This window comes from Pseudomonas sp. NCIMB 10586 (assembly GCF_023127895.1).
Lineage (GTDB): Bacteria > Pseudomonadota > Gammaproteobacteria > Pseudomonadales > Pseudomonadaceae > Aquipseudomonas > Aquipseudomonas synxantha_A.
Genome location: NZ_SPKQ01000002.1, coordinates 87,487 through 110,864, shown reverse-complemented (window position 1 = coordinate 110,864; position 23,378 = coordinate 87,487). Strand labels below are relative to the sequence as shown.

The window sequence follows — 23,378 nt, the reverse complement described above, 5'->3', positions numbered from 1 at the left end:
AATGACTATGCAACGCTACTCAGGCTTCGGCCTCTTCAAGCACTCCCTCAGCCATCACGAAAACTGGCAGAAAATGTGGCGCACGCCCACCCCGAAAAAAGTCTACGACGTGGTCATCGTCGGTGGCGGCGGGCATGGTCTGGCGACCGCCTACTACTTGGCCAAGGAGCACGGCATCACCAACGTGGCCGTGGTCGAGAAAGGCTGGCTGGGCGGCGGTAACACTGCGCGCAATACCACCATCGTGCGTTCCAACTACCTGTGGGACGAGTCCGCGCATTTGTACGAACATGCGATGAAACTCTGGGAAGGTTTGTCTCAGGACCTCAACTACAACGTGATGTTCTCCCAGCGCGGCGTGTACAACCTGTGCCACACCCTGCAAGACATCCGCGACTCCGAACGCCGTGTGAGCGCCAACCGCCTCAACGGCGTGGACGGCGAACTGCTCAATGCCCAGCAAGTAGCTGACGAGATTCCATACCTGGACTGCTCGAAAAACACCCGCTACCCCGTGCTGGGCGCCACCGTGCAACGTCGCGGCGGCGTGGCCCGTCACGATGCCGTAGCCTGGGGCTTTGCCCGTGCTGCCGATGCCTTGGGCGTGGACTTGATCCAGCAAACCGAAGTGATCGGGTTCCGCAAGGAAAACGGCGTGTGCATCGGTGTGGAAACCAACAAGGGCTTTATCGGCGCCAAGCGCGTCGGCGTCGTCACTGCCGGTAACTCCGGGCACATGGCCTCGCTGGCCGGTTTCCGCCTGCCGATCGAATCTCACCCGTTGCAAGCGTTGGTGTCGGAGCCGATCAAGCCGATTATCGACAGCGTGATCATGTCTAACGCCGTGCACGGCTACATCAGCCAGTCCGACAAGGGCGACCTGGTGATCGGTGCCGGTATCGACGGCTACAACGGCTACGGCCAGCGTGGTTCGTACCCGGTCATTGAGCACACCATTCAGGCCATCGTCGAGATGTTCCCGGTGCTGTCGCGGGTGCGCATGAACCGCCAGTGGGGCGGCATCGTCGACACCACACCGGATGCCTGCCCGATCATCTCCAAGACCCCGGTACCGAACATGTTCTTCAACTGCGGTTGGGGCACCGGTGGCTTCAAGGCCACGCCGGGCTCAGGCAACGTCTTTGCTGCCAGCCTGGCCAAAGGTGAAATGCACCCATTGGCCGCGCCTTTCTCCATCGACCGTTTCCACAACGGTGCGCTGATCGACGAACACGGCGCTGCGGCCGTCGCCCACTAACAGGAGAAATTCCCTATGTTGCATATCTTCTGTCCTCACTGTGGCGAACTGCGCTCCGAAGAGGAATTCCACGCGTCCGGCCAAGCGCATATCCCGCGCCCACTGGATCCGAATGCCTGCACCGATGAAGAGTGGGGCGACTACATGTTCTTCCGCGACAACCCTCGCGGCCTGCACCACGAACTGTGGATCCATGCCGCCGGTTGCCGCCAGTACTTCAATGCCACCCGCGACACCGTCACCTACGAAATTCTTGAAACCTACAAGATTGGCGAAAAACCCCAGTTCACCGCCAAGGCTTCTGGAGAGAAGGTATGAGCCAGATCAATCGCCTGTCCAACGGTGGCCGCATCGACCGCAATAAAGTCCTGACTTTCAGTTTCAACGGCCAGACTTACAAAGGCTTTGAAGGCGATACCCTGGCCGCCGCGTTGCTGGCCAACGGCGTCGACATCATCGGTCGCAGCTTCAAGTATTCGCGCCCACGGGGCATCTTCGCCGCCGGCGCCGAAGAGCCGAACGCAGTGCTGCAGATCGGTGCTACCGAAGCCACGCAAATTCCTAACGTGCGCGCCACCCAACAGGCGCTGTACCAGGGCCTGGTTGCCACCAGCACCAACGGCTGGCCGAACGTTAGCAACGACGTGATGGGCATTCTCGGCAAGGTCGGCGGCAAGCTTATGCCGCCGGGTTTCTACTACAAAACGTTCATGTACCCGCAGTCGTTCTGGATGACCTACGAGAAGTACATCCGCAAGGCCGCAGGCTTAGGCCGCTCGCCGACCGAGAACGACCCGGACACCTACGACAACTTCAACCGTCATTGCGACGTGCTGGTCGTGGGCGCAGGCCCTGCCGGCCTCGCGGCTGCATTGGCCGCTGCGCGCAGCGGTGCGCGGGTGATCATCGCCGACGAGCAGGAAGAGTTCGGTGGCTCGCTGCTCGATTCCCGTGAAAGCCTCGACGGCAAGCCGGCCACTGAGTGGGTTGCCAGCGTCATTGCCGAATTGAAAGCCCTGCCGGACGTGGTACTGCTGCCCCGCGCCACCGTCAACGGCTACCACGACCATAACTTCCTGACCATTCACGAGCGCCTCACCGATCACCTCGGTGACCGTGCGCCGATTGGCGTGGTGCGTCAGCGTATCCACCGTGTGCGTGCCAAGCGCGTGGTGCTGGCCACCGGTGCGTGCGAGCGTCCGCTGGTGTACGGCAACAACGATGTGCCGGGCAATATGCTGGCCGGAGCGGTCTCTACCTATGTGCGCCGCTACGGTGTGGCGCCGGGCAAAAAACTGCTGCTGTCGACCAATAACGATCATGCCTATCGCGTCGCGCTGGACTGGTTTGATGCGGGCCTTTCGGTGGTGGCGGTGGCTGATGCCCGTCACAACCCACGTGGCGCGCTGGTGGAAGAAGCCCGCGCCAAAGGCATTCGCATCCTCACCGGCAGCGCCGTGATCGAAGCGCGTGGCAGCAAGCATGTGACCGCTGCCCGCGTGGCCGCGATCGATGTGAAAGCGCATAAAGTCACCAGCCCCGGCGAGTGGCTGGACTGCGACCTGGTCGCCAGTTCCGGCGGTTACAGCCCGGTGGTCCACTTGGCCTCGCACCTGGGCGGCAAGCCGACCTGGCGTGAAGATATCCTCGGTTTTGTGCCGGGCGAAGCACCGCAGAAACGCGTGTGCGTCGGCGGTATCAACGGTGTCTACGGCCTTGGCGATTCCCTCGCCGATGGTTTTGAAGGTGGCGTGCGTGCGGCCAGTGAAGCCGGTTTTGCGCCGGTGGAAGGTGTGCTGCCTAAAGCCTTGAGCCGTCTGGAAGAGCCGACGCTGGCGCTGTTCCAGGTGCCCCACGAAAAAGCCACTGCACGGGCGCCGAAGCAATTTGTCGACCTGCAAAATGACGTCACCGCAGCCGCCATCGAACTGGCCACCCGCGAAGGTTTCGAATCGGTCGAGCACGTCAAACGCTACACCGCGCTGGGCTTCGGTACTGACCAGGGCAAGCTGGGTAACGTCAACGGCCTGGCCATCGCCGCCCGTTCGCTGAACGTGACCATCCCGCAGATGGGCACCACCATGTTCCGTCCCAACTACACGCCAGTGACGTTCGGCGCGGTGGCGGGCCGTCACTGTGGGCACATTTTCGAACCGGTGCGCTACACCGCGCTGCAAGCCTGGCACGTGAAGAACGGCGCCGAGTTTGAGGATGTCGGCCAGTGGAAACGCCCATGGTATTTCCCGCGTAACGGTGAAGATCTGCACGCCGCGGTGAAGCGCGAATGCCTGGCGGTGCGTGACAGCGTCGGCCTGCTGGATGCCTCCACCCTCGGCAAGATCGATATCCAGGGCCCGGATGCGCGTGAGTTCCTCAACCGCATCTACAGCAACGCCTGGACCAAGCTCGATGTGGGCAAGGCGCGCTACGGTCTGATGTGCAAGGAAGACGGCATGGTCTTCGACGACGGCGTCACTGCCTGTCTGGCCGACAACCACTTCCTGATGACCACCACCACCGGCGGCGCCGCCCGCGTTCTCCAGTGGCTGGAAATCTACCAACAGACCGAATGGCCTGACCTCAAGGTGTACTTCACCTCGGTCACGGACCATTGGGCGACCATGACCCTGTCCGGCCCCAACAGCCGCAAGCTGCTGGCGGAAGTCACCGACATCGACCTGGACAAGGATGGCTTCCCGTTCATGACCTGGAAGGAAGGTTTGGTCGGCGGTGTACCGGCGCGGGTGTTCCGTATCTCGTTTACCGGTGAGCTGTCGTACGAAGTCAACGTGCAGGCCGACTACGCCATGGGCGTGCTGGAGAAGATCGTCGAGGCCGGCAAAAAGTACAACCTGACCCCGTACGGCACCGAGACCATGCACGTCCTGCGCGCCGAGAAGGGCTTCATCATCGTCGGGCAAGACACCGACGGCTCGATGACCCCGGACGACCTGAACATGGGCTGGTGTGTAGGCCGTACCAAACCGTTCTCGTGGATCGGCTGGCGTGGCATGAATCGCGAAGACTGTGTGCGTGAAGAGCGTAAGCAACTGGTGGGCTTGAAGCCGATTGATCCAAACGTATGGCTGCCGGAAGGCGCGCAGTTGGTGTTCGATCCAAAGCAGACGATTCCGATGAAGATGGTCGGTCACGTCACTTCAAGCTATGCGCACAACTCCCTGGGTTATTCGTTTGCCATGGGCGTGGTGAAGGGCGGCTTGAAGCGCATCGGTGAGCGGGTGTTCTCACCGCAGGCCGATGGCAGCGTGATCGAGGCGGAGATTGTGTCCTCGGTGTTCTTTGACCCGAAAGGTGATCGCCAGAACATTTGATAGACCGCGTCGCGGCCATCGGGAGCAAGCCCCCTCCCACATTTTGATTTGTGAATATCTTCCAATGTGGGAGGGGGCTTGCTCCCGATGAGGCCATCAGCCTCACAACAGAATTCAGGAAAGGTGCTTTATGACAGCAGCCAATGTTTACCAACAACGCCCCACCACCAGCGCCAAGGCCGAGTCGTCGCTGCACCATGCAGACCTCGCCAGCCTGGTCGGCAAGGGCCGCAAGAACGCCGGCGTGACCGTGCGTGAAAAGAAACTCCTCGGCCACCTGACTATCCGTGGCGATGGCCATGATGCCGCCTTCGCCGCTGGCGTACTCCAGGCCGTCGGCATTGAACTGCCCGGCCCGCTAAGCGTGACCGTCAACGGCGAGACCAGCCTGCAATGGCTCGGCCCGGACGAGTGGCTGCTGATAGTGCCGAGCGGCGATGAATTCGCCGCAGAACAAAACCTGCGTGCCGCCTTGGGGGATTTGCACATCCAGATCGTCAACGTCAGCGGCGGCCAGCAGATTCTCGAACTCAGCGGCCCTAATGTGCGCGATGTGCTGATGAAGTCCACCAGCTACGACGTACACCCCAATAATTTCCCGGTGGGCAAGGCGGTGGGCACGGTGTTTGCCAAGTCGCAATTGGTGATCCGCCATACCGCTGAAGACACCTGGGAACTGCTGATCCGTCGCAGCTTCTCCGATTACTGGTGGTTGTGGCTGCAGGATGCCTCGGCCGAATTCGGTCTGAGCGTTCAAGCCTGAGGAATCGCCCATGAGCCGCGCACCCGATACATGGATTTTGACTGCCGACTGCCCCAGCGTGCTCGGCACGGTGGACGCGGTCACCCGCTACCTGTTCGAGCAGGGCTGCTATGTCACTGAGCACCACTCGTTTGATGATCGTCTCTCGGGCCGGTTTTTCATTCGTGTGGAGTTTCGTCAGCCTGACGGTTTTGACGAGCAGGCGTTCCGCGATGGCCTGGCGACCCGTGGTGAAGCCTTCGGCATGATCTTCGAGCTGACGGCGCCGAACTATCGGCCGAAAGTGGTGATCATGGTCTCCAAGGCCGATCACTGCCTCAACGACCTGCTGTACCGCCAGCGTATCGGCCAACTGTCGATGGACGTGGTCGCGGTGGTGTCCAACCACCCCGATCTCAAGCCGTTGGCCGACTGGCACCAGATTCCCTACTACCATTTCCCGCTCGACCCCAACGACAAACCGTCCCAGGAGCGGCAGGTGTGGCAAGTGGTGGAAGACACCGGCGCCGAACTAGTGATCCTTGCGCGCTACATGCAGGTGCTGTCGCCGGAGCTGTGCCGCAAGCTGGATGGCAAGGCCATCAACATTCATCACTCGTTGCTGCCGGGGTTCAAGGGCGCCAAGCCGTATCACCAGGCGTACAACAAGGGCGTGAAACTGGTGGGAGCCACGGCGCATTACATCAACAACGATTTGGATGAGGGGCCGATCATCGCCCAGGGTGTGGAGGTGGTTGATCACAGCCACTATCCCGAGGATTTGATCGCCAAGGGGCGCGATATCGAAGGGCTCACATTGGCGCGTGCGGTGGGGTATCACATTGAGCGGCGGGTGTTCTTGAATGCCAATCGCACCGTCGTTCTTTAGATCGCTATCGCAGGCAAGCCAGCTCCCACATTCCAGGATGTGTGAACCCGATCCACTGTGGGAGCTGGCTTGCCTGCGATGAGGCCCTTACAAGCAACACAAGAAACAGCATCTGTACCCGAGCACTAACGCGCTGCCACCCAAGCGGCAACGCAGTTCCATAAAAACAACAGCGAGGTGAAAGCATGTCTGGTAATCGTGGTGTCGTGTATCTCGGCAACGGCAAGGTCGAAGTACAGAAAATCGACTATCCCAAAATGCAGGACCCGCGCGGCAGGAAGATTGAGCACGGCGTCATCCTGCGCGTGGTCTCCACCAACATCTGCGGCTCCGACCAACACATGGTGCGTGGCCGCACTACTGCCCAGACCGGCCTGGTGCTGGGGCATGAAATCACCGGCGAAGTGATCGAGAAAGGCAGCGACGTTGAGAACCTGAAAATCGGCGACCTGGTTTCCGTGCCGTTCAACGTCGCATGCGGCCGCTGCCGCTCGTGCAAGGAGCAACACACCGGCGTGTGCCTGACCGTCAACCCGGCGCGTGCCGGTGGTGCCTACGGCTACGTCGACATGGGCGACTGGACCGGCGGCCAGGCCGAGTACGTGCTGGTGCCGTACGCCGACTTCAACCTGCTCAAACTGCCGGACCGCGACAAGGCCATGGAGAAAATCCGTGACCTGACCTGCCTCTCCGACATCTTGCCCACCGGCTACCACGGCGCCGTCACTGCCGGCGTTGGCCCGGGCAGCACCGTTTACATTGCTGGTGCCGGCCCGGTCGGTCTGGCCGCTGCTGCCTCGGCTCGGCTGTTGGGTGCAGCCGTTGTAATCATTGGCGACGTCAATTCCATCCGCCTGGCCCACGCCAAGGCCCAGGGTTTTGAAATCGTCGACCTGTCCACCGATACGCCGCTGCACGAACAGATTGCTGCGTTGCTGGGCGAACCGGAAGTGGATTGCGCCGTCGACTGTGTAGGCTTTGAAGCACGCGGCCATGGCCACGACGGCGTCAAGGCCGAAGCCCCGGCCACCGTGCTCAACTCACTGATGGGCGTGGTGCGTGTGGCAGGCAAGATCGGTATCCCTGGCCTCTACGTCACCGAAGATCCGGGTGCTGTCGATGCCGCCGCGAAAATGGGCAGCCTGAGCATTCGCTTCGGTCTGGGTTGGGCCAAATCCCACAGCTTCCACACCGGGCAGACGCCGGTGATGAAGTACAACCGCCAGTTGATGCAGGCGATCATGTGGGATCGGATCAATATCGCCGAAATCGTCGGTGTGCAGGTGATCAGCCTGGACGATGCGCCACGCGGGTATGGCGAGTTCGACGCGGGTGTACCGAAGAAGTTTGTGATTGATCCGCATAAGTTGTTCAGTGCGGCGTAAGTGGAAAATGAACGGCGACCTTCAGGTCGTCGTTCTTGTTTGATATTCCAGGCATTCGGTGCAATTACACTATTGCTGCACCACGCTGATCAATTGAAGGTGCAGCCTGACGGTTCCTTGGCCTGGCAATCAACAGTCCAATTGCCTTCAACTGGGAGCAGTGCTTTACCTGTCTTTAGCACCATGACGGTGTTGGCTTCGCCATCCCTGCTGTTTTCTCCGGTTCCCTCGTATCGGCAGATGACAGCTGAGTCTTTGCTCTTCTTAGTGACCGGGTCGAAGCTTGCTTTTTGAAGGCGTACCGATGTGAAGACGTAGCTTGATAGATCGTTTTTTTCAGTCCATTTATCTCCGCCCACCCACTCGTTTCCGTCTGGCCCTGCGGCGGTGTAGCTGAAACCACCTCCGACCATCGGCGTTTGCTCAATTTTGGAAACTTCCGGGCAGGTAGTGGCGTACGCGGTGTTCGCAAGGAGAAAAAGTGTCATCAGACAAAGGGTGTTGTAGGTGTTCATTTTTCATACTCCTTTATGTCGTTTCGGAAAGAGTATGAGAAAGAGAAGGAGGAGGATACTGTGAAAGATGACAGTTTTTAGAAGTCGTTCTGATTAACCAATCCGAGGTTATTTCGAAGGATGATAAAAGTCGCCCTATTTGTTTTTGGAATTTACGCCTGCAAACGTCGGCTGATCACATCCAGCAAATCACACCATCATGCAACGGAAAGTTTTCCCATCGAGCTTCGCAAACAGCGCGCGGTGTTTGACCAGGAATTCATTTCTCGCAGTTGTGGTGCCCTTGCTCAAGTACTGCTATGCAAATCATCGATTTCCTTGAGGGCTGTTTCGATTTGCGTCAAGTGCCTGCTCCAGGCGCTGCTTGCACCACCAATGCCAAGCGAAGCAAGGGACATGATGGCCTTCAACTGATCATAACGTACGGTGGTGTGAGAGGACGACGGATCTGAATCCACCTCCTTCTATATACTTCCGCTCTCTACAAGGAGACCGGTGATGCAGAGGCCTATAATGGCGAGGAAGGTGACGAGTGTGGGTATGACCATCCAGTACTTGAGATTCCTTGGTATTTTCTCAACGTCCTCAACAAGTACCATGCCCCTCCATTGAATGACTTTTGGGATGAGAATAACGGTTGCCATGGCAAATACGCGTTGAGGTCTTCCTTCAAAGTGAAAATGACGAAAAGTGTGCCGGCATCCGACTATATAGGTACTGTATTGCATATAGCGCTCAGCGGCATCGAGCTTTTTGTACATGGCAGAAAAGAGGATAGGGAAACTTAATAGCAGGAGGGAGAATGAGCCCACCGCAAAATATTCCAAGTACATTCAACCCTCCACAGCTTGATAGAGCGCGTCACCTACCCATTCCCCACCCTTGCTTCCGAGCTTGCCAACGGCGAGTCCGCCCGCAGCACCGCCGATGATGGCGCATGCCAAAGCTCCGGCACCCGCCGTGGGTAGGCCGAAAGCAATCATGCAGGCAGCGGTACTGACATAGACGCCTGCAAGACCGCCCGCAGATGCGCCACCCACGGCACCCACTAACTTCCCTCCTTCGCATATTTCGCTTGCGTACATTGTTGCTCACGCCCTGTGGAGCATGCCTCCACTATCTCCAGCGCTGTCGCGCCTACATCCAGCGCGATTCCAATGTAAGTGCCTTTCTTCAACATCTGCGCAGTCTTGGCTACGCGCTTGACGTTTGCTTCGTATCCCCGGATTTCCCCATGTTGCCAGTAACTCTTACTGGAAATTCCTAACATCTTTTTGATCGAACCTTCGTTTTTCAGTCCCGTACCAAAACGCGCCATTCCTGACAGTTGCCCATCCAGTTTCGCAAACAGCGCCCGGCGTTTGATGAGGAACTCATCTCTCGCAGCCGTGGTGCCCTTGCTCAAGTACTGCTTATGCAAATCATCGATTTCCTTGAGGGTTGTCTCGATTTGCGTCAAGTGCCTGGTCCAAGCGCTGCTGGCACTACCAATGCCAAGCGAAGTATGGGACATGATGGCCTGCAACTGATCATAGTTTTTGATCAGGAATTGATCGGCAGCAGATTGCGCCATCAGGTCATGTTTGACGCTCTGCGCTGAACGCATCAGCCAGGCCTCTTCAGTGGTGCAAGATGCTGTGCGTGGGTCAGGGATGATCACCAACTGCCCAGGCAACACCACGGTGTTGCGGATATGCTGGTTAAGGGTGTCGAATTTGGTTTGCGTATGAGGATTGAGAGAAAGGCTTTGCTTGAGTGTCGGATAAGGCTGCTGTTGATCGTTGATAAATGCATAGGGTCCCTGCATCGCGTACACCTCCTAAGTAGCTGAGTCGCTCGACTATAAGAAGGCGCTACAAGCGAGGTAAGACGCGTGCAGGGGCGTTTTAACGTTTCAGAAATGGACTACTTAAGTCCAGGCTCATGCCTACGACTGTAACCGCCTGCTGATCACATCCAGCAAATCGCATCCATCGCGTAATGGAATGGCGCACAGCAGGGCGAAGTCCTGGAGGACGATGTTGTCGGTTTGCAGGCCCTCGCGAAACGCCAGGTTTTCCATGACTTGGGTGACCGCGCGGATGCGGTAGACGGCGGCGTCGTGGAGCACGTCGAGCGGGACTTGGGTGTCGATGAGTAGGGAGGGAGTGGTGGCGTCGTGGCCGGTGAGCGGCATGTATCGGTTCATGTTTTAAAGCCCATTCAAGTAGAGGTGGGCTACACACTTGTTCGTCGCCAAACGAACTGGGTGGCAGCTGTACGCAGGTTGGCGAACCGGGAATGGAACCGGCAGACCCGAAGGTCTCCCGCGCACAGCCACCATGAAGGCAGCTATTGCGGACGCAAAAGAACCTGCAAAAAAGCAGAAGCTTTTGCACCATTCACCGGGTCGCCAAACCCGTGTCGCCATGTGGACGACGGCCGAACTATAAGCGCCATCCCTTGCCATGAGCAAGCCACCCAGGCACTGAATATCAAAATGTGGGAGGGGGCTTGCTCCCACAAGGGTTTTATGGTTTTTAGGAATCAGCGAGTGGCCAGTGCGCCCTGGTATACAGTCGGGCCTGTCGGTTGTTTGCTGATGGAGCCACCCTTGGTCTCCGAACTCACCATCAACTCCACCGGCTTGCTGATGGTTTCCTGCTGGCGCGGGTTCAGGCCGATGATGCCCTCGCCGTCTTCCGGCAACAGGCCCAGCGACACCGGTGTGCCATCTTTAGGGATTGCCCACAGCTCCAGGCTTTGGTCTGGCGCCGGCGCCGTGGAGGCAATCGGCTGCACTTCAAGATAATCCTTGTGGGCCATGATTTGCGCGGCCGGCTGCTGGGTAGTGTTCACCAGCGTTGCCGCGGATTTGACGCTGTCCTGGGTGTAGAGGGCGCCGCCGATACCGGCAACCACCACCACACAGGCGCCGATGAACAGGCGTGGGCGGCTCCAGAATGGAGGCTTTTGCTCAATCACTTGGGGTTGGATCGCAGTCATAAGTCTCTTCTCGACAAATTTTGTAGTCTGTCCATGGACCCGATTATCCCGATTGGGTTCCGGGCAGGGCTTGGAACAACCGACGGGATACCTAGTCCAACGCTTGCTTTTGCATCCATCTCCTGAGGTTGTATTGATGAAGATTTCACGCGGTTTTGCCCTTTCCTGCCTGCTGTCCATGGCCGCCGTCCCGGTGTTCGCCGCAGGTTTCAGCCTTGGCGATGCAGCCAACGCGATTTCCGGTATGCAGGGTGGCAACAACAAAGCCGCTGCCGCCGCACCCTCGTCCGAGACGGCCGGCCTGCTGAGCGCCCTGACCTCGCAACTGAACATCACCCCCGAGCAAGCGGTGGGCGGCACGGGCGCCATGCTGGGCCTGGCCAAGAACAAACTGAGCGGCAACGACTATTCGCAACTGGGCAACAGCGTGCCGGGCCTCGATCAATTGTCGGGTAACAACGCATTGGGCAGTCTCGGCGCTTTAAGCGGGATGCTCGGCCAGAGCGGCGGCAGCAAGACCAGCGGCCTTGATGGTTTGCTGGGTAACGTGAAGAACACCAGCGACCTGAATACGGCCTTCAGCGCGTTGGGCATGGACAGCGGGATGGTGAGCCAGTTTGCCCCAGTGATCCTGCAATACCTGGGCGGCCAGGGCGCCAACAGCTCATTGCTGGGCAAGCTGGCCCAAGCCTGGGGCACTGGCAGCTAAGTACGCTGCGCGCGCAGTTGTTCGATGCGCGCATCTTTCTCTCTCCAGAGCTGGTTGACCCAGTTCTGGACGGTTTGGCGAAAGGCCGGATCATTCTCGTAATCCCCTTGCCACAACGCCGGGTCCAGCTCGCGGGTGCGGATATCCACGATCACCTTCGGCACCGCGCCACTGATCAAGTCCCAGAACCCCGGGATCTTGTGTTGCGGGTAGACCACGGTGACGTCGAGTACCGCGTCCAGCTGTTCACCCATCGCCGCCAGTACAAACGCGACGCCGCCTGCCTTGGGCTTGAGTAGCCGGGTAAAGGGTGAATCCTGTTGCGCGCGCTTGGCCTCGCTGAACCGCGTGCCTTCCAGGTAATTGACCACCGTCACCGGCTGGCGCTTGAATAGCTCGCAGGCCTCTTTGGTGATTTTCAGATCCTGCCCTGCCAGTTCAGGATGCTTGGCCAGAAATGCCTTGGTATAGCGCTTCATGAACGGGTAATCCAGCGCCCACCAGGCCAGGCCGAGGAAGGGCACCCAGATCAGCTCTTTTTTCAGGAAGAATTTGAAGAACGGCGTGCGCCGGTTCAGCGCCTGGATCAGCGCCGGAATATCGACCCAGGATTGGTGGTTGCTGATGACCAGGTAGGAGGTGTCACTGCGCAGGTCCTCACCGCCGCGGATATCCCATTGGGTTGGAATGCACAGCGAGAAAATCAACTTGTCGATCTCGGCCCAGGTCTCGGCGATCCACATTACCGCCCAGGATGCATAGTCACGCGAGCGGCCCGGCGCCACCAGCTTGAGCAGGGCAAACACCATCAAGGGGCCGATCAGGATCAGCGTGTTGAGTAACAGCAGCAGTGTGACCAAACAGCCGGTGAGCAGGCGGCGCATAAATAACTCTTGGAATCTTGTGGGTGGGCCATGATAAGCAAGGTCAGTCTAGAGGCCAAATCGCAAATCAGCGGACGAATGTTTCACAATGTGCCGTGTAGGGTGGCAGTCACTAACTAAGTGCCGCGTTTGCGGTCTAGAATCCGCCTACTTCTTTCCGAGGAACTCACTTCGTGAAACTGTTATTTGCCTCCCTCGCTCTGCTGGCCCTGCCTGTCATGGCTGCCGAACCGACCCTTTATGGTCGCTACGAATACATCCAGTTGCCGGAGATCGGCGAAACCTTCAAGGCCAAGATGGATACCGGCGCGCTGACCGCCTCGCTGTCGGCCCGGGACATCGAGACCTTCACCCGCGACGGCGACGATTGGGTGCGCTTCCGCCTCGGCGGCAAGGACGCCGGCAACAAGGTCTACGAGCACAAGGTGTCGCGCATCAGCAAGATCAAGAGCCGTGCCGACGAAGACGATGACAAGGACGAAGCCAGCGTGGCCAAGCGTCCGGTGATCGATCTGGAGATGTGCCTGGGCGACGTCAAGCGCACCGTCGAGGTTAACCTCACCGACCGCAGCAGCTTCAACTACCCGCTGTTGATCGGCGCCAAGGCCCTGCGTGAATTTGGCGCGGCGGTGAACCCGGCACGTCGCTACACTGCCGACAAACCGGACTGCTGATCGAACCCATGCCGCACATCCTGATTGTCGAAGACGAAGCGGCGATAGCCGACACGCTGATCTTTGCCCTGCAAGGCGAGGGCTTCACCACCACCTGGCTGACCCTTGGCCAGGCGGCGCTGGAGCATCAGCGCCAGAGCCCGGCCGACCTCATCATTCTCGACATCGGCCTGCCGGACATCACTGGCTTTGAAACCTGCAAGCACCTGCGCCGGTTCAGCGAAGTGCCAGTGATGTTCCTCAGTGCCCGGGATGCCGAGATCGACCGGGTGGTGGGGCTGGAAATCGGTGCCGACGATTATGTAGTCAAGCCCTTCAGCCCTCGGGAAGTAGCGGCGCGGGTCCGGGCGATTCTCAAGCGTGTTGGCCCGGGTGCGGCCCCGATGCTGTTCCAGGTGGACCTGGAGCGCATGCAGATCCACTATCGCGGGCAACCCCTGAGCCTCACGCGCCATGAGTTCCGCCTGCTGCAAAGCCTGTTGGAGCAACCCGAGCGCGTGTTCAGCCGCGAGCAACTGCTGGACGCCGTCGGTGTGCCTGCCGATGCCGGCTACGAGCGCAATATCGACAGCCACATCAAAAGCCTGCGCAGCAAATTGCGTAGCGTGGCGGCACAGGCCGAGCCGATCCAGACCCATCGCGGCCTGGGCTACAGCTACAGCCCGAGCCACAGCTGATGCGCCTGGGGCTGCGGATTTTCCTGGTGTATGCGCTGTTTATCGGCCTGACCGGCTACTTCGTACTCAACACGGTGATGAAGGAAATCCGCCCCGGCGTGCGCCAGTCTACCGAAGAAACATTGGTAGACACCGCCAACCTGCTGGCTGAAATCCTGCGCGAAGATGTGAAGAACGGCACCCTGGGCCAGAGTCATTGGCCAGCGCTGCTCAAGGCTTACGGCAATCGCCAGCCGGGTGCGGTGATCTGGGGCCTGCCGAAAAACCAGGTCAACCATCGTATTTATGTGACCGACGCCAAGGGCAGGGTCCTGCTTGACTCCAGCGGTGAAGCGGTGGGTCAGGACTATTCGAAGTGGAACGACGTGTACCTGACCCTGCGCGGCGAATACGGTGCGCGCTCCACCCGCAGCGACGTGGACGATCCCGCGTCATCCGTGATGCACGTTGGGGCGCCGATTCGCGATAACGGCCAGATCATCGGCGTGGTCACCGTGGCCAAGCCCAACAGCTCGTTGCAACCCTACGTGGATCGCACTGAGCGCCGCCTGCTGTGGTACGGCGCGGGGCTGGTCATTCTGGGCCTGCTGCTGGGCGCGCTATTGTCGTGGTGGCTGACCGTCGCCCTCCGACGCCTTACTGCCTATGCCGAAGCCGTGAGCGAGGGCCGCCGCGCCGAGTTGCCGCATTATCGCGGCGGCGAGCTCAAGCAGTTGTCCACCGCCGTGGAACACATGCGCACGCAGTTGGAAGGCAAGGCTTATGTAGAACACTACGTGCATACGCTGACCCATGAATTGAAAAGCCCGTTGGCGGCGATTCGCGGTGCGGCGGAGCTGTTGCAGGGCGATATGAGCCGTGAGCAGCAGCAGCGGTTTGTCGGCAATATCGACAGCGAAAGCGCGCGCCTGCAACAGTTGATCGAACGCCTGTTGAACCTGGCCCAGGTTGAGCAACGTCAGGGGCTGGAGGAACAATCGAACATCCCGCTGGCGGTGTTGGTCGATGAGGTGCTCAAGGCCCAATGTGCGCGAATCGAAGGTGCCGGCTTGCAGGTGGAGCAGGTCATCGCCGCCGATGTGAAGGTGTTTGGCGAACCCTTCCTGCTGCGTCAGGCCCTGGGCAACCTGCTCGACAATGCGCTGGATTTCACCCCACCCGGCGGCACGCTGAGATTCAGCGCCCAGGTGCGGCATAACGATGTTCAGGTCAGTCTGTTCAACCAGGCCGCGGCGATTCCCGATTACGCGCTGCCGCGCCTGAGCGAGCGGTTCTACTCGCTGCCACGTCCGGCCAGCGGGCGTAAAAGCACGGGCCTGGGGCTCAACTTTGTCGAGGAGGTGATGAAGCTGCACGGCGGCTCGCTGCAGATCGGCAATGTGCCAGGCGGCGTGCAAGCAGTGCTGCATCTCCACACAGTCTCCACATTGCCCACATAAATCCCCCATACCGGCTGGGCAGACTCTCCCCCATTCAAACAGGGAGAGACCCATGAACCGCAGCCTGCTTTTCAAACTTGGCGCGATTGCGCTGCTGATCCTGCTGTTGCTGATTCCGTTGCTGATGATCAACGGCATCATCACCGACCGCCAGCAACTGCGCGACGGCGTATTGATGGACATCGCCCGCAGCTCCAGTTACGCCCAGCGCCTCACCGGGCCGGTGATGGTGGTGCCGTTTCGCAAGACGGTGCGTGAATGGAAGCTCAATGAAAAGCTCAATAAACGCTACGAAGAAACCCGTGAAGAGCGTGGCCGGTTGTATTTCCTGCCGGAGCATTTCGAGCTCGACGGCAAGGTGCAAACCGAACTGCGTGCGCGGGGTATCTACCAGGCGCGGTTGTTCCATGCCGACAACCGTATCAGCGGGCGTTTTGAATTGCCTGCGCAGTTGGGAATCACCGAAGACTTTGCCGATTACCGCTTTGAGCCTGCGTTTCTGGCGGTGGGCATCAGCGATATTCGCGGCATTGAAAACGCTTTGAAGCTGGAGCTGGGTGATCAGCGCCTGGAGTTCTCGCCGGGCTCGCAGGTGGACTGGCTGGGCGAGGGCGTGCATGTGATGTTGCCGACGCAAGACGGCAAGAAACCTGCCGTGCTGGATTTCGCCTTCGACCTGCGTCTGCAAGGCACCGAACAACTGCAAGTGGTGCCGGTGGGCAAGACCAGCCAGGTGTCCCTGGCGTCCAACTGGCCGCACCCGAGTTTCATCGGCAACTTCCTGCCGGCTCAACGGGAAGTCAACGACCAGGGCTTCAGTGCCAGTTGGCAGACCTCATTCTTCTCCACCAACCTTGAACAAGCGCTGCAAAGCTGCCTGGACCGCCAGGGTTGCGAAGACTTCAACAACCGCAGCTTTGGTGTGAACTTCATCGACCCGGTGGACCAGTACCTCAAGAGCGACCGTGCGATCAAATACGCGCTGTTGTTTATCGCCCTGACCTTCGCTGGCTTCTTCCTGTTCGAAGTGCTCAAGAGCCTGGCGGTGCACCCGATTCAGTATGCACTGGTGGGTGTGGCGCTGGCGTTCTTCTACCTGTTGCTGTTGTCGCTGTCCGAGCATGTGGGCTTTGCCTTGGCGTACCTGATATCGGCCAGTGCCTGTGTGTTGTTGATCGGTTTCTACGTGTGCCACGTGCTGCGCAGCGTCGTCCATGGGCTGGGGTTCTCGGCAGGGTTGGCGGCGTTGTATGGTTTGTTGTTCGGGTTGCTCAGTGCCGAGGATTACGCGCTGTTGATGGGCTCGCTGTTGCTGTTTGGCCTGCTGGGCACGGTCATGGTGCTGACGCGCAAGCTGGATTGGTATGGGGTGGGTAAGCGCAAGGTGGAGCAAGTGCAATGATTGGGTTGCGGGAGGATCAGCAAGCGGGGGCGCAGTTGGCCTCAAGGATCGCCACCTTCCTCAATACCACCACCGTCCCCTGTGGGAGCGGGCTTGCCCGCGATAGAGGTGGTTCAGAAGCAGATGTACCGAATGACACGCCGCAATCGCGGGCAAGCCCGCTCCCACAGGGGGTAGGTATGCATGTCAGGCGGGCGGTTGGGTCTGCTGCATCGAAGGCCGCTGGCTGACCTCGGCGTACCAGGCGGCGAGCTTGGGGGTGTCCGAGCGCCACTGCATATCCGGATGGCGAAAGTCGAGGTAGCCCAGGGCGCAGGCGACGCTGATCGAAGCGATATCGAAATGGCTGGCCAGTTCGGCGATGGCGTCCTGCTCCAGCTCGGCGAGAGCGCGACGAATCTTGTTGCGCTGTTCGTCGAGCCATTGATCCCAGTGTTTTTCCAGCGGGCGCATGGCGGTCTCGTAACGCACCAGCACGGCGGCATCCATGATGCCGTCAGCCATCGACGCCAACGTCAGGCGCCGCCAGCGGGCCGATCCATCGCGGGGGATCAGCGGGTTGCCGACGTGCTGGTGATCGAAGTAATCGAGGATCACCCGGCTGTCATGCAGTACTGAACCGTCGGCCAGGCGCAGGGCCGGGATTTTGCCCACGGGGTTGCCTTGCAGCACTTGGGCATCCGGGTTGACCGGTGTCGGCAGGCAAGCGTGCAGGGCCACGCGGTCCTGCTGGCCGGTCTCGCTCAGCAGCACGCGGACTTTGCGTACGAACGGCGAAGCGGGGTTGTGGAACAAGGTCATGCTGGGGGCGGACATGGGCATTCCTCGAAATGGACTGGGGCTAGCGTAGATGCTTGCGCAGTGGCTGGCGAGGGGGATTTTTGTGATCCTGAGGGCCTCATCGGGGGCAAGCCCCCTCCCACAGTGGACGGCGTTCACAAATCAAATGTGGGAGGGGGCTTGCCCCCGATAGCGCCCTCAGCCGCGCCGCTTGCCCAACGCCCAAGCGCCAATGGCAGCAGGTACGCCCAACCCCACCCAACTCAACGAATCCCACATCCCATCCCCCAGCAGCGCCGCAAACAACCCGGCGGCACTGAGCAGGCCAATCCCCATTGGTATGCCAAACACCTTCCAGAAATTCGACTGCCGAGGCTTCATACCTTGGCCGCCTTGCGCCGCACGATCCACAAGTAAATGCCGCTGACCAGCACGACGATGGTCAGCACATCCAGCACTGCCCACAAGATCTTCATCGGCATCCCGCCGTAATCACCGAAGTGCAGCGGTTGGGACATGCCCATGGCGTCCATGTACCAAGGGCGCTCGGCGATGGCGGTGACGGCCAGGGTGCTAGCGTCGATCAGCACCGGCGTGAGCAGATGGGAGGTGAGGTGCGTGCTGCCTTTCATGAACACCGCATAGTGATGCTCGCTGGAGAAGCGCGTGCCGGGGAAAGCGATAAAGTCCGGCTCCATGCCCGGCGCGGCCTGGGCGGCAATGCTCAGCAGCTCGGTGGCCGGTGCGCGGTGGGTCAGCGGCGGGGCGTTCTGGTAGGGTTCGATCATGGCGCTGAGGCTGTCCTGGCGCCAGGCGGCGATGATCAGGTCGGCGCAGGCGCTGATCACGCCGGTCACGCCCACCACCAGCGCCCACGTCAGGGTGACCACGCCGATCAGGTTGTGCAGGTCGAGCCAGCGCAGGCGGGTGGACTTGTCCTGACGCACGGTGGCGAACTTCAAGCGGCGCATGAACGGCAGGTACAACACCGTGCCCGAAACAATCGCCAGCACGAACAGAAGGCCCATGAACGCCAGCAGCAACTTGCCCGGCAGGCCGGCGAACATGTCCACATGCAGGCGCAGCAGGAACAGGGTCAGCCCGCCATTGGCCGCCGGGGTTTCCACTGCTTCGCCAGTGCGGGCGTCGAGCATGAAGGTGTGCGACGAGTTCGGCTCGGTGCCGGCCGTAGCGGCCATGATCGCGATCACACCGTTCTTGTCGTCTTCGTCCCACGCCAGGTACTGCATGGCCTCGCCGGGTCGATGGGCCTGGGCTTTGGCCACAAGCTGCTCAAGGTTGAGCTGCGGCGTATCGGCCGGCATCTGTGCCAGCTCGGGCTCGTTACCCAGCAGGTGGTCGATCTCGTGGTGGAACACCAACGGCAAGCCGGTGAGGGCGAGCAGTAGCAGGAATACGGTGCAGATCAGGCTGGTCCAGGTGTGGATGAAGGACCAGCGGCGGATGGTTTTGCTTTTCATCACGGCTCCAAGGCAAAAGGGCCGCAGTTCAGGCGGCCCTTCATAAGCGGTTTTTCACCGTCTTAGAATTTGTAGTTCACGCTGGCGACCACGTTGCGCTGGTCACCGTAGTAGCAATAGAAACCGTCGCAGGTGGAGAGGTAGTCCTTGTTGAAGATGTTCTTGGCGTCCACGGCCACTGTGACACCCTTCATGGCGCTGTTCACACGGCCTAGGTCGTAGTGCACCGAGGCGTCGTAGACAGTGTAGGAACCTACATGGCCGAGTTCGGTGTTGGCGGCGTTGCCGTAGGTATCGCCAACGTAGCGCACGCCTGCACCCACACCGAAGCCGTCCAGTAACCCACTGCGCCACGTGTAATCGGCCCATCCTGTCGCCTGGTTGCGTGGTAGCTGGTTCATGCGATTGCCTTCTTCACCGGTCGCGCCCTTGGTGATCTCGCTATCGTTATAAGTGTAGGAGCCTACCAGTTTGAGGCTGTCGGTGACGTCGGCGCTGGCTTCCAACTCCAGACCTCGATTGCGCACTTCACCGATCTGGCGCGTGATGCTGCCCTCAGTCACCGTGGAGTTCTTTTGGGTCAGGTCAAATACCGCCGCTGTAAGCAAGGCCTTTGTGCCCGGTGGCTGGTACTTGATCCCTGCTTCGTACTGCTTGCCTTCGGTCGGCTTGAAAGCCCCGGTGCTGGCCACTTGTGTACCGGTACCAGCTTGGAACGATTCGGCATAGGACAGGTACGGCGTGATGCCGTTATCGAACACATAGCTCAGCGCGGCATTTGCGCTGAAATGCTTGTCGCGTTGTGTGTTGGTGACGTCGTTCAGGTTATGGAAAGTAGTGCCGGTGTGTACCCAGTCTTCCCGCCCGCCTAACGTCAGTCGCCAATTGTCCAGTGCCATCTGGTCTTGGATATAAAGGCCGGTCTGTTGGGTCTTCTGGGTGTAGTCATACATGGTGAAGTACTGGACATTGGAGAAGTCCTGTCCATACACCGGGCGATTGAAATTGATGGTTGGCACGCCGGTCGAGCCCCAGTCCCAGCGCGCATTGCTGGTGGAGCGCTGATGGTCCAGACCCAGCAGCAGTGTGTGGTTCACGGCGCCAGTCTTGAAGTCGGCCTGCAAGTTGTTGTCGACCGCGAACTGACTGATGTCCTCATCGACCTTGCCGGCTGAACGACGCACGTTGCCGTCAGCGTCAACCGCGGTTTCCGGGCCATTCGGAAAGAACGCACCACCGGCGGTCAGGCCCTGGAACGACAAGTCGTTCTTGGTATAGCGCAGGTTCTGGTGGAACTGCCAAGTGTCGTTCAGGCGCGTTTCAAACGCGTAGCCCAGTGCGTAGTAAGTGCGGTCATAGAACTCCCAATCTGGATCGCCCAGGTTCTTATGATGGGAAATCTTGCCGGCTGGCGAGCTCAATTTGGTGCCTTGCAACGGCAGGAACTGGCCGGTAATACCGGTATCGTCGCGAGTAAACTGGGTGAGCAACGTCAGCTTGGTGTCGTCGTTGATATTCCAAGTGAGACTGGGCGCAACGTTGTATCGCTTGTCCGGGATGTGGTCCACCGCCGTATTGCTGTCGCGCACGACGCCACTGACTCGGTAAAGGAACTGGCCTTCGTCGTCGATTTTTCCGGTGCTATCGAAGTTGATCTGCTTGTGGTTATTGCTGCCGGCCTGTACTTCAATTTCGTTTGAGCTTTCGGCCTGGGGGCGACGGCTAACCATATCCAATAAGCCGCCGGGTGGGGTTTGCCCGTAGACCGACGAAGCGGGACCTCGCAGGACAGCGATACGCTCTAGATTCCAAGTGTCGATTTTCGGCGTTGCGTAGTTACCCTTGGGCAGTGGTAGGCCATCGAGGAATTGGGTGGGGACAAAGCCGCGAACCAGTAACCAATCACTACGCGAGTCGGAGCCATAGCCACTGCTCTGCACGCCGGCGGTGTAGCGCAAGGCGTCGTTGAGGTTGAGAACGGAGCGGTCTTCCATTTGCTGGCGAGTAATGACCGTGACGGAACGGGGCAACTCGGCAATAGGTGTATCAGTCTTCGTGCCCGCTGCTGTGCGAGTAGCCACATACCCCTCCACCGGCCCCCAAGCGCTTTCATAGTTGCCCTGGCCGGTGATGTTGGTAGTCGGCAAGGCGACGACGCCCTCCGGAACCGGCACCAGGGTGTAAGTGCCCGTACTGCTTTGTTCCAACTGCAAGCCAGTACCGCGCAAGGCCTCGCGCAACGCGCTCTGTGCATCGAACTGGCCCTTGACCGGGGCCGAGGTCTTGCCGGCGGCGAGTGTCGGGTTGAGGGTCAGCGCCAGGCCAGCCTGGCTGGCGATCTGGTTCAGGGTGCTGGCCAATGGGGCTGCCGGCAGGTTATAGGCGCGCACGCTCAAGGCTTGTTCAGCAGCGATCAGCGAAGTGCTCGCCAGCGGGGCGCTGAGGGCGATGGCCAGGGCTAACAGACTGGGACGCAACAAGGTGTCTAGCGTGCGGGACATAAGGGCGGCTCCTGAATGGAAATATTTCTCAATTGCCTAGGTGCCGAGCGAGAATCGGAAAGTGATAGGGTTGGGTGAAACTATTTTTTGGCGGTGTGTTTCAGGGCCTCATCGGGAGCAAGCTCCCTCTCACATTTTGATGCGTGAGTACCTTCCGATGTGGGAGGGGGCTTGCTCCCGATGGCGATTGCCCGGTCACACAGAATCTAAGGCTTGGCAGCGACAGTCACCCACCACGGCGTGTGCTGCTCGATCTGCACCGGCAAGGTCGGCAACAGCGCATTCAACGCCAGCGTGGTGTCGTGCAGGGGGAAGCTGCCGGTGATGCGCAGGTCGGCCACGTTGTCATCCACGCCCAAGTGCCCGGTGCGGTAGCGGCCCAGTTCTTCGATCACATCGCCCAGGCGGGCGTTGTCGACCACCAACATGCCGCGGGTCCAGGCGTCGGTGGCGGGTGTCACGGCCAGCAGCGGGCCAAGGCCATCGCTGCGCATCAACACTTGCTGGCCTGCTTTGAAAACGTGCTCCTGATGCAGCGCTTCAGGCTGGGCGGCCACGGCGGACTGCAACACGCCCAAGCGCGTAGCGTCGTCTTCGCGCTTGACGATAAACCGGGTACCCAGCGCTCGCAGGCTGCCGTCGCGGGTTTGCACATAGAACGGGCGTGAATCGTCGTGGCCGGTTTCGACGAGGATTTCGCCCTCCTGCAACACAATCAATCGGCGCTGTTCGTCGAAGCGCACATCTATGGCGCTATGGGTATTGAGGTTGATCGAGGTGCCATCGTCCAGTTTCAGCGTGCGTTGCTCGCCGGTGGCGGTGCGCTGGTCGGCCAGCCAATAGTGGATCGGCACATAACGCTCGCCGGCAAACAAGCCCAGGCCACACACCAGGCCGATACTCGCCAGGCCACGGCCCAGCTTGCGTACGCGCTGGCGAATGCCGTGGCGCGATTGCAGCAACGCCGCCCGGGCCGGGCCGGCGGCCACGCTGAAGCGCTGATCGAGCATGCCCAGTTGGCGCCAGGCGCGGGCATGTTCCTCATCGCTGGCCAGCCATTTGGCGAACTCTTGCTGTTCCACCGCGCTGCCGTCGCCCGAGTCCAGAGACAGTTGCCAGGCAATCGCGGCATCCAGCACCCGTGCCGAAACCGGTTTGGAGCCAATGGCTGTCACGACGGCTCGCCATACAGCGCGATGTAGCACTGACGTATACCTTGGGCCAGGTACTGGCGCACACGGGGCACCGACACACCGAGGCGCTGGGCGATTTCTGCGTGGCCCAGGCCGTCTAGGCGGTTATAGAGGAACGCGGCGCGGGCCTTGCTCGACAGCTTGCCGAGCAGGCGGTCGATGGCCTTGAGGTCTTCAAGGATCAGTTGCTGTTCTTCGGGCGATGGGTGTTCGCTTTCGGGGATCAGCATCAATTCGGTGAGATACGCCTGTTCCAGAGCGGCACGACGGAAGTAGTCGAACAGCAGGCCCTTGGCGATGGCCACCAGGAACGCCCTGGGTTCACGGGGCTCGCGCAAGCCGTCGCGGCCCAGCAGGCGCATGAAGGTGTCCTGGCTCAGGTCCTCGGCGCGGCTCGGGCAGGCTACATTGCGGCGTAGCCAGGCCAACAGCCAGCTACGATGGTCGCGATACAACGCGCCAACAAGCTCACTGTGTGGGGTCTGGACCGACGACAAGGCATCACCGAATAAATAGTAGGTTTAAACTAACG

General features: G+C 60.0%; 23 protein-coding genes. 12 read left to right on the top strand and 11 right to left on the bottom strand.

Translation table 11 applies throughout. The annotated features are described in order from the left end of the window. Positions 1 to 7: 7 nt before the first annotated feature. The 6 genes from E4P01_RS00805 (at position 8) to fdhA (ending at position 7,606) form a co-directional block, all read left to right on the top strand. Positions 8 to 1,258 (top strand): sarcosine oxidase subunit beta, encoded by a 1,251-nt coding sequence (locus tag E4P01_RS00805; RefSeq protein ID WP_003176546.1) that lies wholly within the window; start codon positions 8 to 10, stop codon positions 1,256 to 1,258. Positions 1,259 to 1,273: 15 nt separating this feature from the next. Further along, positions 1,274 to 1,576: a sarcosine oxidase subunit delta gene (locus tag E4P01_RS00800; RefSeq protein ID WP_027605979.1), complete on the top strand. Its 303-nt coding sequence runs from the start codon at positions 1,274 to 1,276 to the stop codon at positions 1,574 to 1,576. Continuing rightward, entirely contained in the window at positions 1,573 to 4,590 is a 3,018-nt protein-coding gene (locus E4P01_RS00795; protein WP_216090404.1) for a sarcosine oxidase subunit alpha, read from the top strand. Before E4P01_RS00800 ends, E4P01_RS00795 begins: the two co-directional genes overlap by 4 nt. A gap of 130 nt (positions 4,591 to 4,720) precedes the next feature. Further along, positions 4,721 to 5,353 (top strand): sarcosine oxidase subunit gamma family protein, encoded by a 633-nt coding sequence (soxG, locus tag E4P01_RS00790; RefSeq protein WP_032879088.1) that lies wholly within the window; start codon positions 4,721 to 4,723, stop codon positions 5,351 to 5,353. A gap of 10 nt (positions 5,354 to 5,363) precedes the next feature. Beyond that, positions 5,364 to 6,221, top strand: a complete 858-nt coding sequence (gene purU / locus E4P01_RS00785; RefSeq protein ID WP_005792124.1) for a formyltetrahydrofolate deformylase — start codon at positions 5,364 to 5,366, stop codon at positions 6,219 to 6,221. A gap of 185 nt (positions 6,222 to 6,406) precedes the next feature. Beyond that, on the top strand, positions 6,407 to 7,606 hold the full coding sequence (fdhA, locus tag E4P01_RS00780) for a formaldehyde dehydrogenase, glutathione-independent (protein ID WP_005792122.1): 1,200 nt from the start codon (positions 6,407 to 6,409) through the stop codon (positions 7,604 to 7,606). A gap of 89 nt (positions 7,607 to 7,695) precedes the next feature. Here fdhA and E4P01_RS00775 read toward each other — a convergent pair whose 3' ends face one another. Continuing rightward, positions 7,696 to 8,121, bottom strand: a complete 426-nt coding sequence (locus E4P01_RS00775) for a DUF3757 domain-containing protein (protein ID WP_078822509.1) — start codon at positions 8,119 to 8,121, stop codon at positions 7,696 to 7,698. Positions 8,122 to 8,241: 120 nt separating this feature from the next. Between E4P01_RS00775 and E4P01_RS00770 the strand changes: the two genes are divergently transcribed. After that, positions 8,242 to 8,535 carry a hypothetical protein gene (locus E4P01_RS00770; RefSeq protein ID WP_179119853.1) on the top strand — a complete coding sequence of 98 codons (294 nt, stop codon included), beginning with the start codon at positions 8,242 to 8,244 and terminating at the stop codon, positions 8,533 to 8,535. Between the two features lie 634 nt (positions 8,536 to 9,169). On the opposite strand, the gene E4P01_RS00765 is transcribed toward E4P01_RS00770, so the two are convergent. From E4P01_RS00765 to E4P01_RS00755, 3 genes are all read right to left on the bottom strand, one after another. Beyond that, entirely contained in the window at positions 9,170 to 9,928 is a 759-nt protein-coding gene (locus tag E4P01_RS00765) for a hypothetical protein (RefSeq protein WP_348983551.1), read from the bottom strand. A gap of 120 nt (positions 9,929 to 10,048) precedes the next feature. Next, complete coding sequence (locus E4P01_RS00760) at positions 10,049 to 10,297, bottom strand: hypothetical protein (protein WP_078822506.1); 249 nt, start codon at positions 10,295 to 10,297, stop codon at positions 10,049 to 10,051. A gap of 350 nt (positions 10,298 to 10,647) precedes the next feature. Then, entirely contained in the window at positions 10,648 to 11,106 is a 459-nt protein-coding gene (locus E4P01_RS00755) for an anti-sigma factor (RefSeq protein WP_005792120.1), read from the bottom strand. Positions 11,107 to 11,242: 136 nt separating this feature from the next. Here E4P01_RS00755 and E4P01_RS00750 point away from each other — a divergent pair, with 136 nt between their 5' ends. Next, positions 11,243 to 11,815: a DUF2780 domain-containing protein gene (locus E4P01_RS00750; protein WP_216090403.1), complete on the top strand. Its 573-nt coding sequence runs from the start codon at positions 11,243 to 11,245 to the stop codon at positions 11,813 to 11,815. Here the strand turns inward: E4P01_RS00750 and E4P01_RS00745 are convergent. After that, positions 11,812 to 12,699 carry an acyltransferase gene (locus tag E4P01_RS00745; protein WP_216090402.1) on the bottom strand — a complete coding sequence of 296 codons (888 nt, stop codon included), beginning with the start codon at positions 12,697 to 12,699 and terminating at the stop codon, positions 11,812 to 11,814. The genes E4P01_RS00750 and E4P01_RS00745 overlap by 4 nt on opposite strands. Before the next feature lie 173 nt (positions 12,700 to 12,872). Between E4P01_RS00745 and E4P01_RS00740 the strand changes: the two genes are divergently transcribed. The 4 genes from E4P01_RS00740 to creD are packed head-to-tail and all read left to right on the top strand — an operon-like array spanning position 12,873 to position 16,891. After that, positions 12,873 to 13,373, top strand: a complete 501-nt coding sequence (locus E4P01_RS00740; protein WP_005792112.1) for an ATP-dependent zinc protease — start codon at positions 12,873 to 12,875, stop codon at positions 13,371 to 13,373. An 8-nt stretch (positions 13,374 to 13,381) separates the two neighbouring features. After that, positions 13,382 to 14,050, top strand: coding sequence for a two-component system response regulator CreB (gene creB, locus E4P01_RS00735; RefSeq protein ID WP_078822503.1), 669 nt, complete (start codon positions 13,382 to 13,384; stop codon positions 14,048 to 14,050). Then, complete coding sequence (gene creC / locus E4P01_RS00730; protein WP_032879096.1) at positions 14,050 to 15,489, top strand: two-component system sensor histidine kinase CreC; 1,440 nt, start codon at positions 14,050 to 14,052, stop codon at positions 15,487 to 15,489. The genes creB and creC overlap by 1 nt, the downstream gene beginning before the upstream one ends. 52 nt (positions 15,490 to 15,541) lie before the next feature. Next, on the top strand, positions 15,542 to 16,891 hold the full coding sequence (gene creD, locus E4P01_RS00725; protein WP_032879097.1) for a cell envelope integrity protein CreD: 1,350 nt from the start codon (positions 15,542 to 15,544) through the stop codon (positions 16,889 to 16,891). 186 nt (positions 16,892 to 17,077) lie between these two features. Here the strand turns inward: creD and E4P01_RS00720 are convergent, their stop codons facing one another. From E4P01_RS00720 to E4P01_RS00695, 6 genes are all read right to left on the bottom strand, one after another. Next, on the bottom strand, positions 17,078 to 17,707 hold the full coding sequence (locus E4P01_RS00720) for a glutathione S-transferase family protein (protein ID WP_216090401.1): 630 nt from the start codon (positions 17,705 to 17,707) through the stop codon (positions 17,078 to 17,080). 162 nt (positions 17,708 to 17,869) lie between these two features. After that, positions 17,870 to 18,052, bottom strand: coding sequence for a hypothetical protein (locus E4P01_RS00715; RefSeq protein WP_056846909.1), 183 nt, complete (start codon positions 18,050 to 18,052; stop codon positions 17,870 to 17,872). Continuing rightward, positions 18,049 to 19,152, bottom strand: coding sequence for a PepSY-associated TM helix domain-containing protein (locus E4P01_RS00710; protein ID WP_005792106.1), 1,104 nt, complete (start codon positions 19,150 to 19,152; stop codon positions 18,049 to 18,051). Before E4P01_RS00710 ends, E4P01_RS00715 begins: the two co-directional genes overlap by 4 nt. A 62-nt stretch (positions 19,153 to 19,214) precedes the next feature. Further along, complete coding sequence (locus tag E4P01_RS00705) at positions 19,215 to 21,653, bottom strand: TonB-dependent siderophore receptor (protein ID WP_216090400.1); 2,439 nt, start codon at positions 21,651 to 21,653, stop codon at positions 19,215 to 19,217. 206 nt (positions 21,654 to 21,859) lie between these two features. Then, on the bottom strand, positions 21,860 to 22,828 hold the full coding sequence (locus E4P01_RS00700; protein ID WP_216090399.1) for a FecR family protein: 969 nt from the start codon (positions 22,826 to 22,828) through the stop codon (positions 21,860 to 21,862). Continuing rightward, the gene (locus tag E4P01_RS00695) at positions 22,825 to 23,343 is read right to left on the bottom strand and encodes an RNA polymerase sigma factor (protein ID WP_216090398.1); all 519 of its coding nucleotides are present in this window, start codon (positions 23,341 to 23,343) and stop codon (positions 22,825 to 22,827) included. Before E4P01_RS00695 ends, E4P01_RS00700 begins: the two co-directional genes overlap by 4 nt. Positions 23,344 to 23,378: the final 35 nt, after the last annotated feature.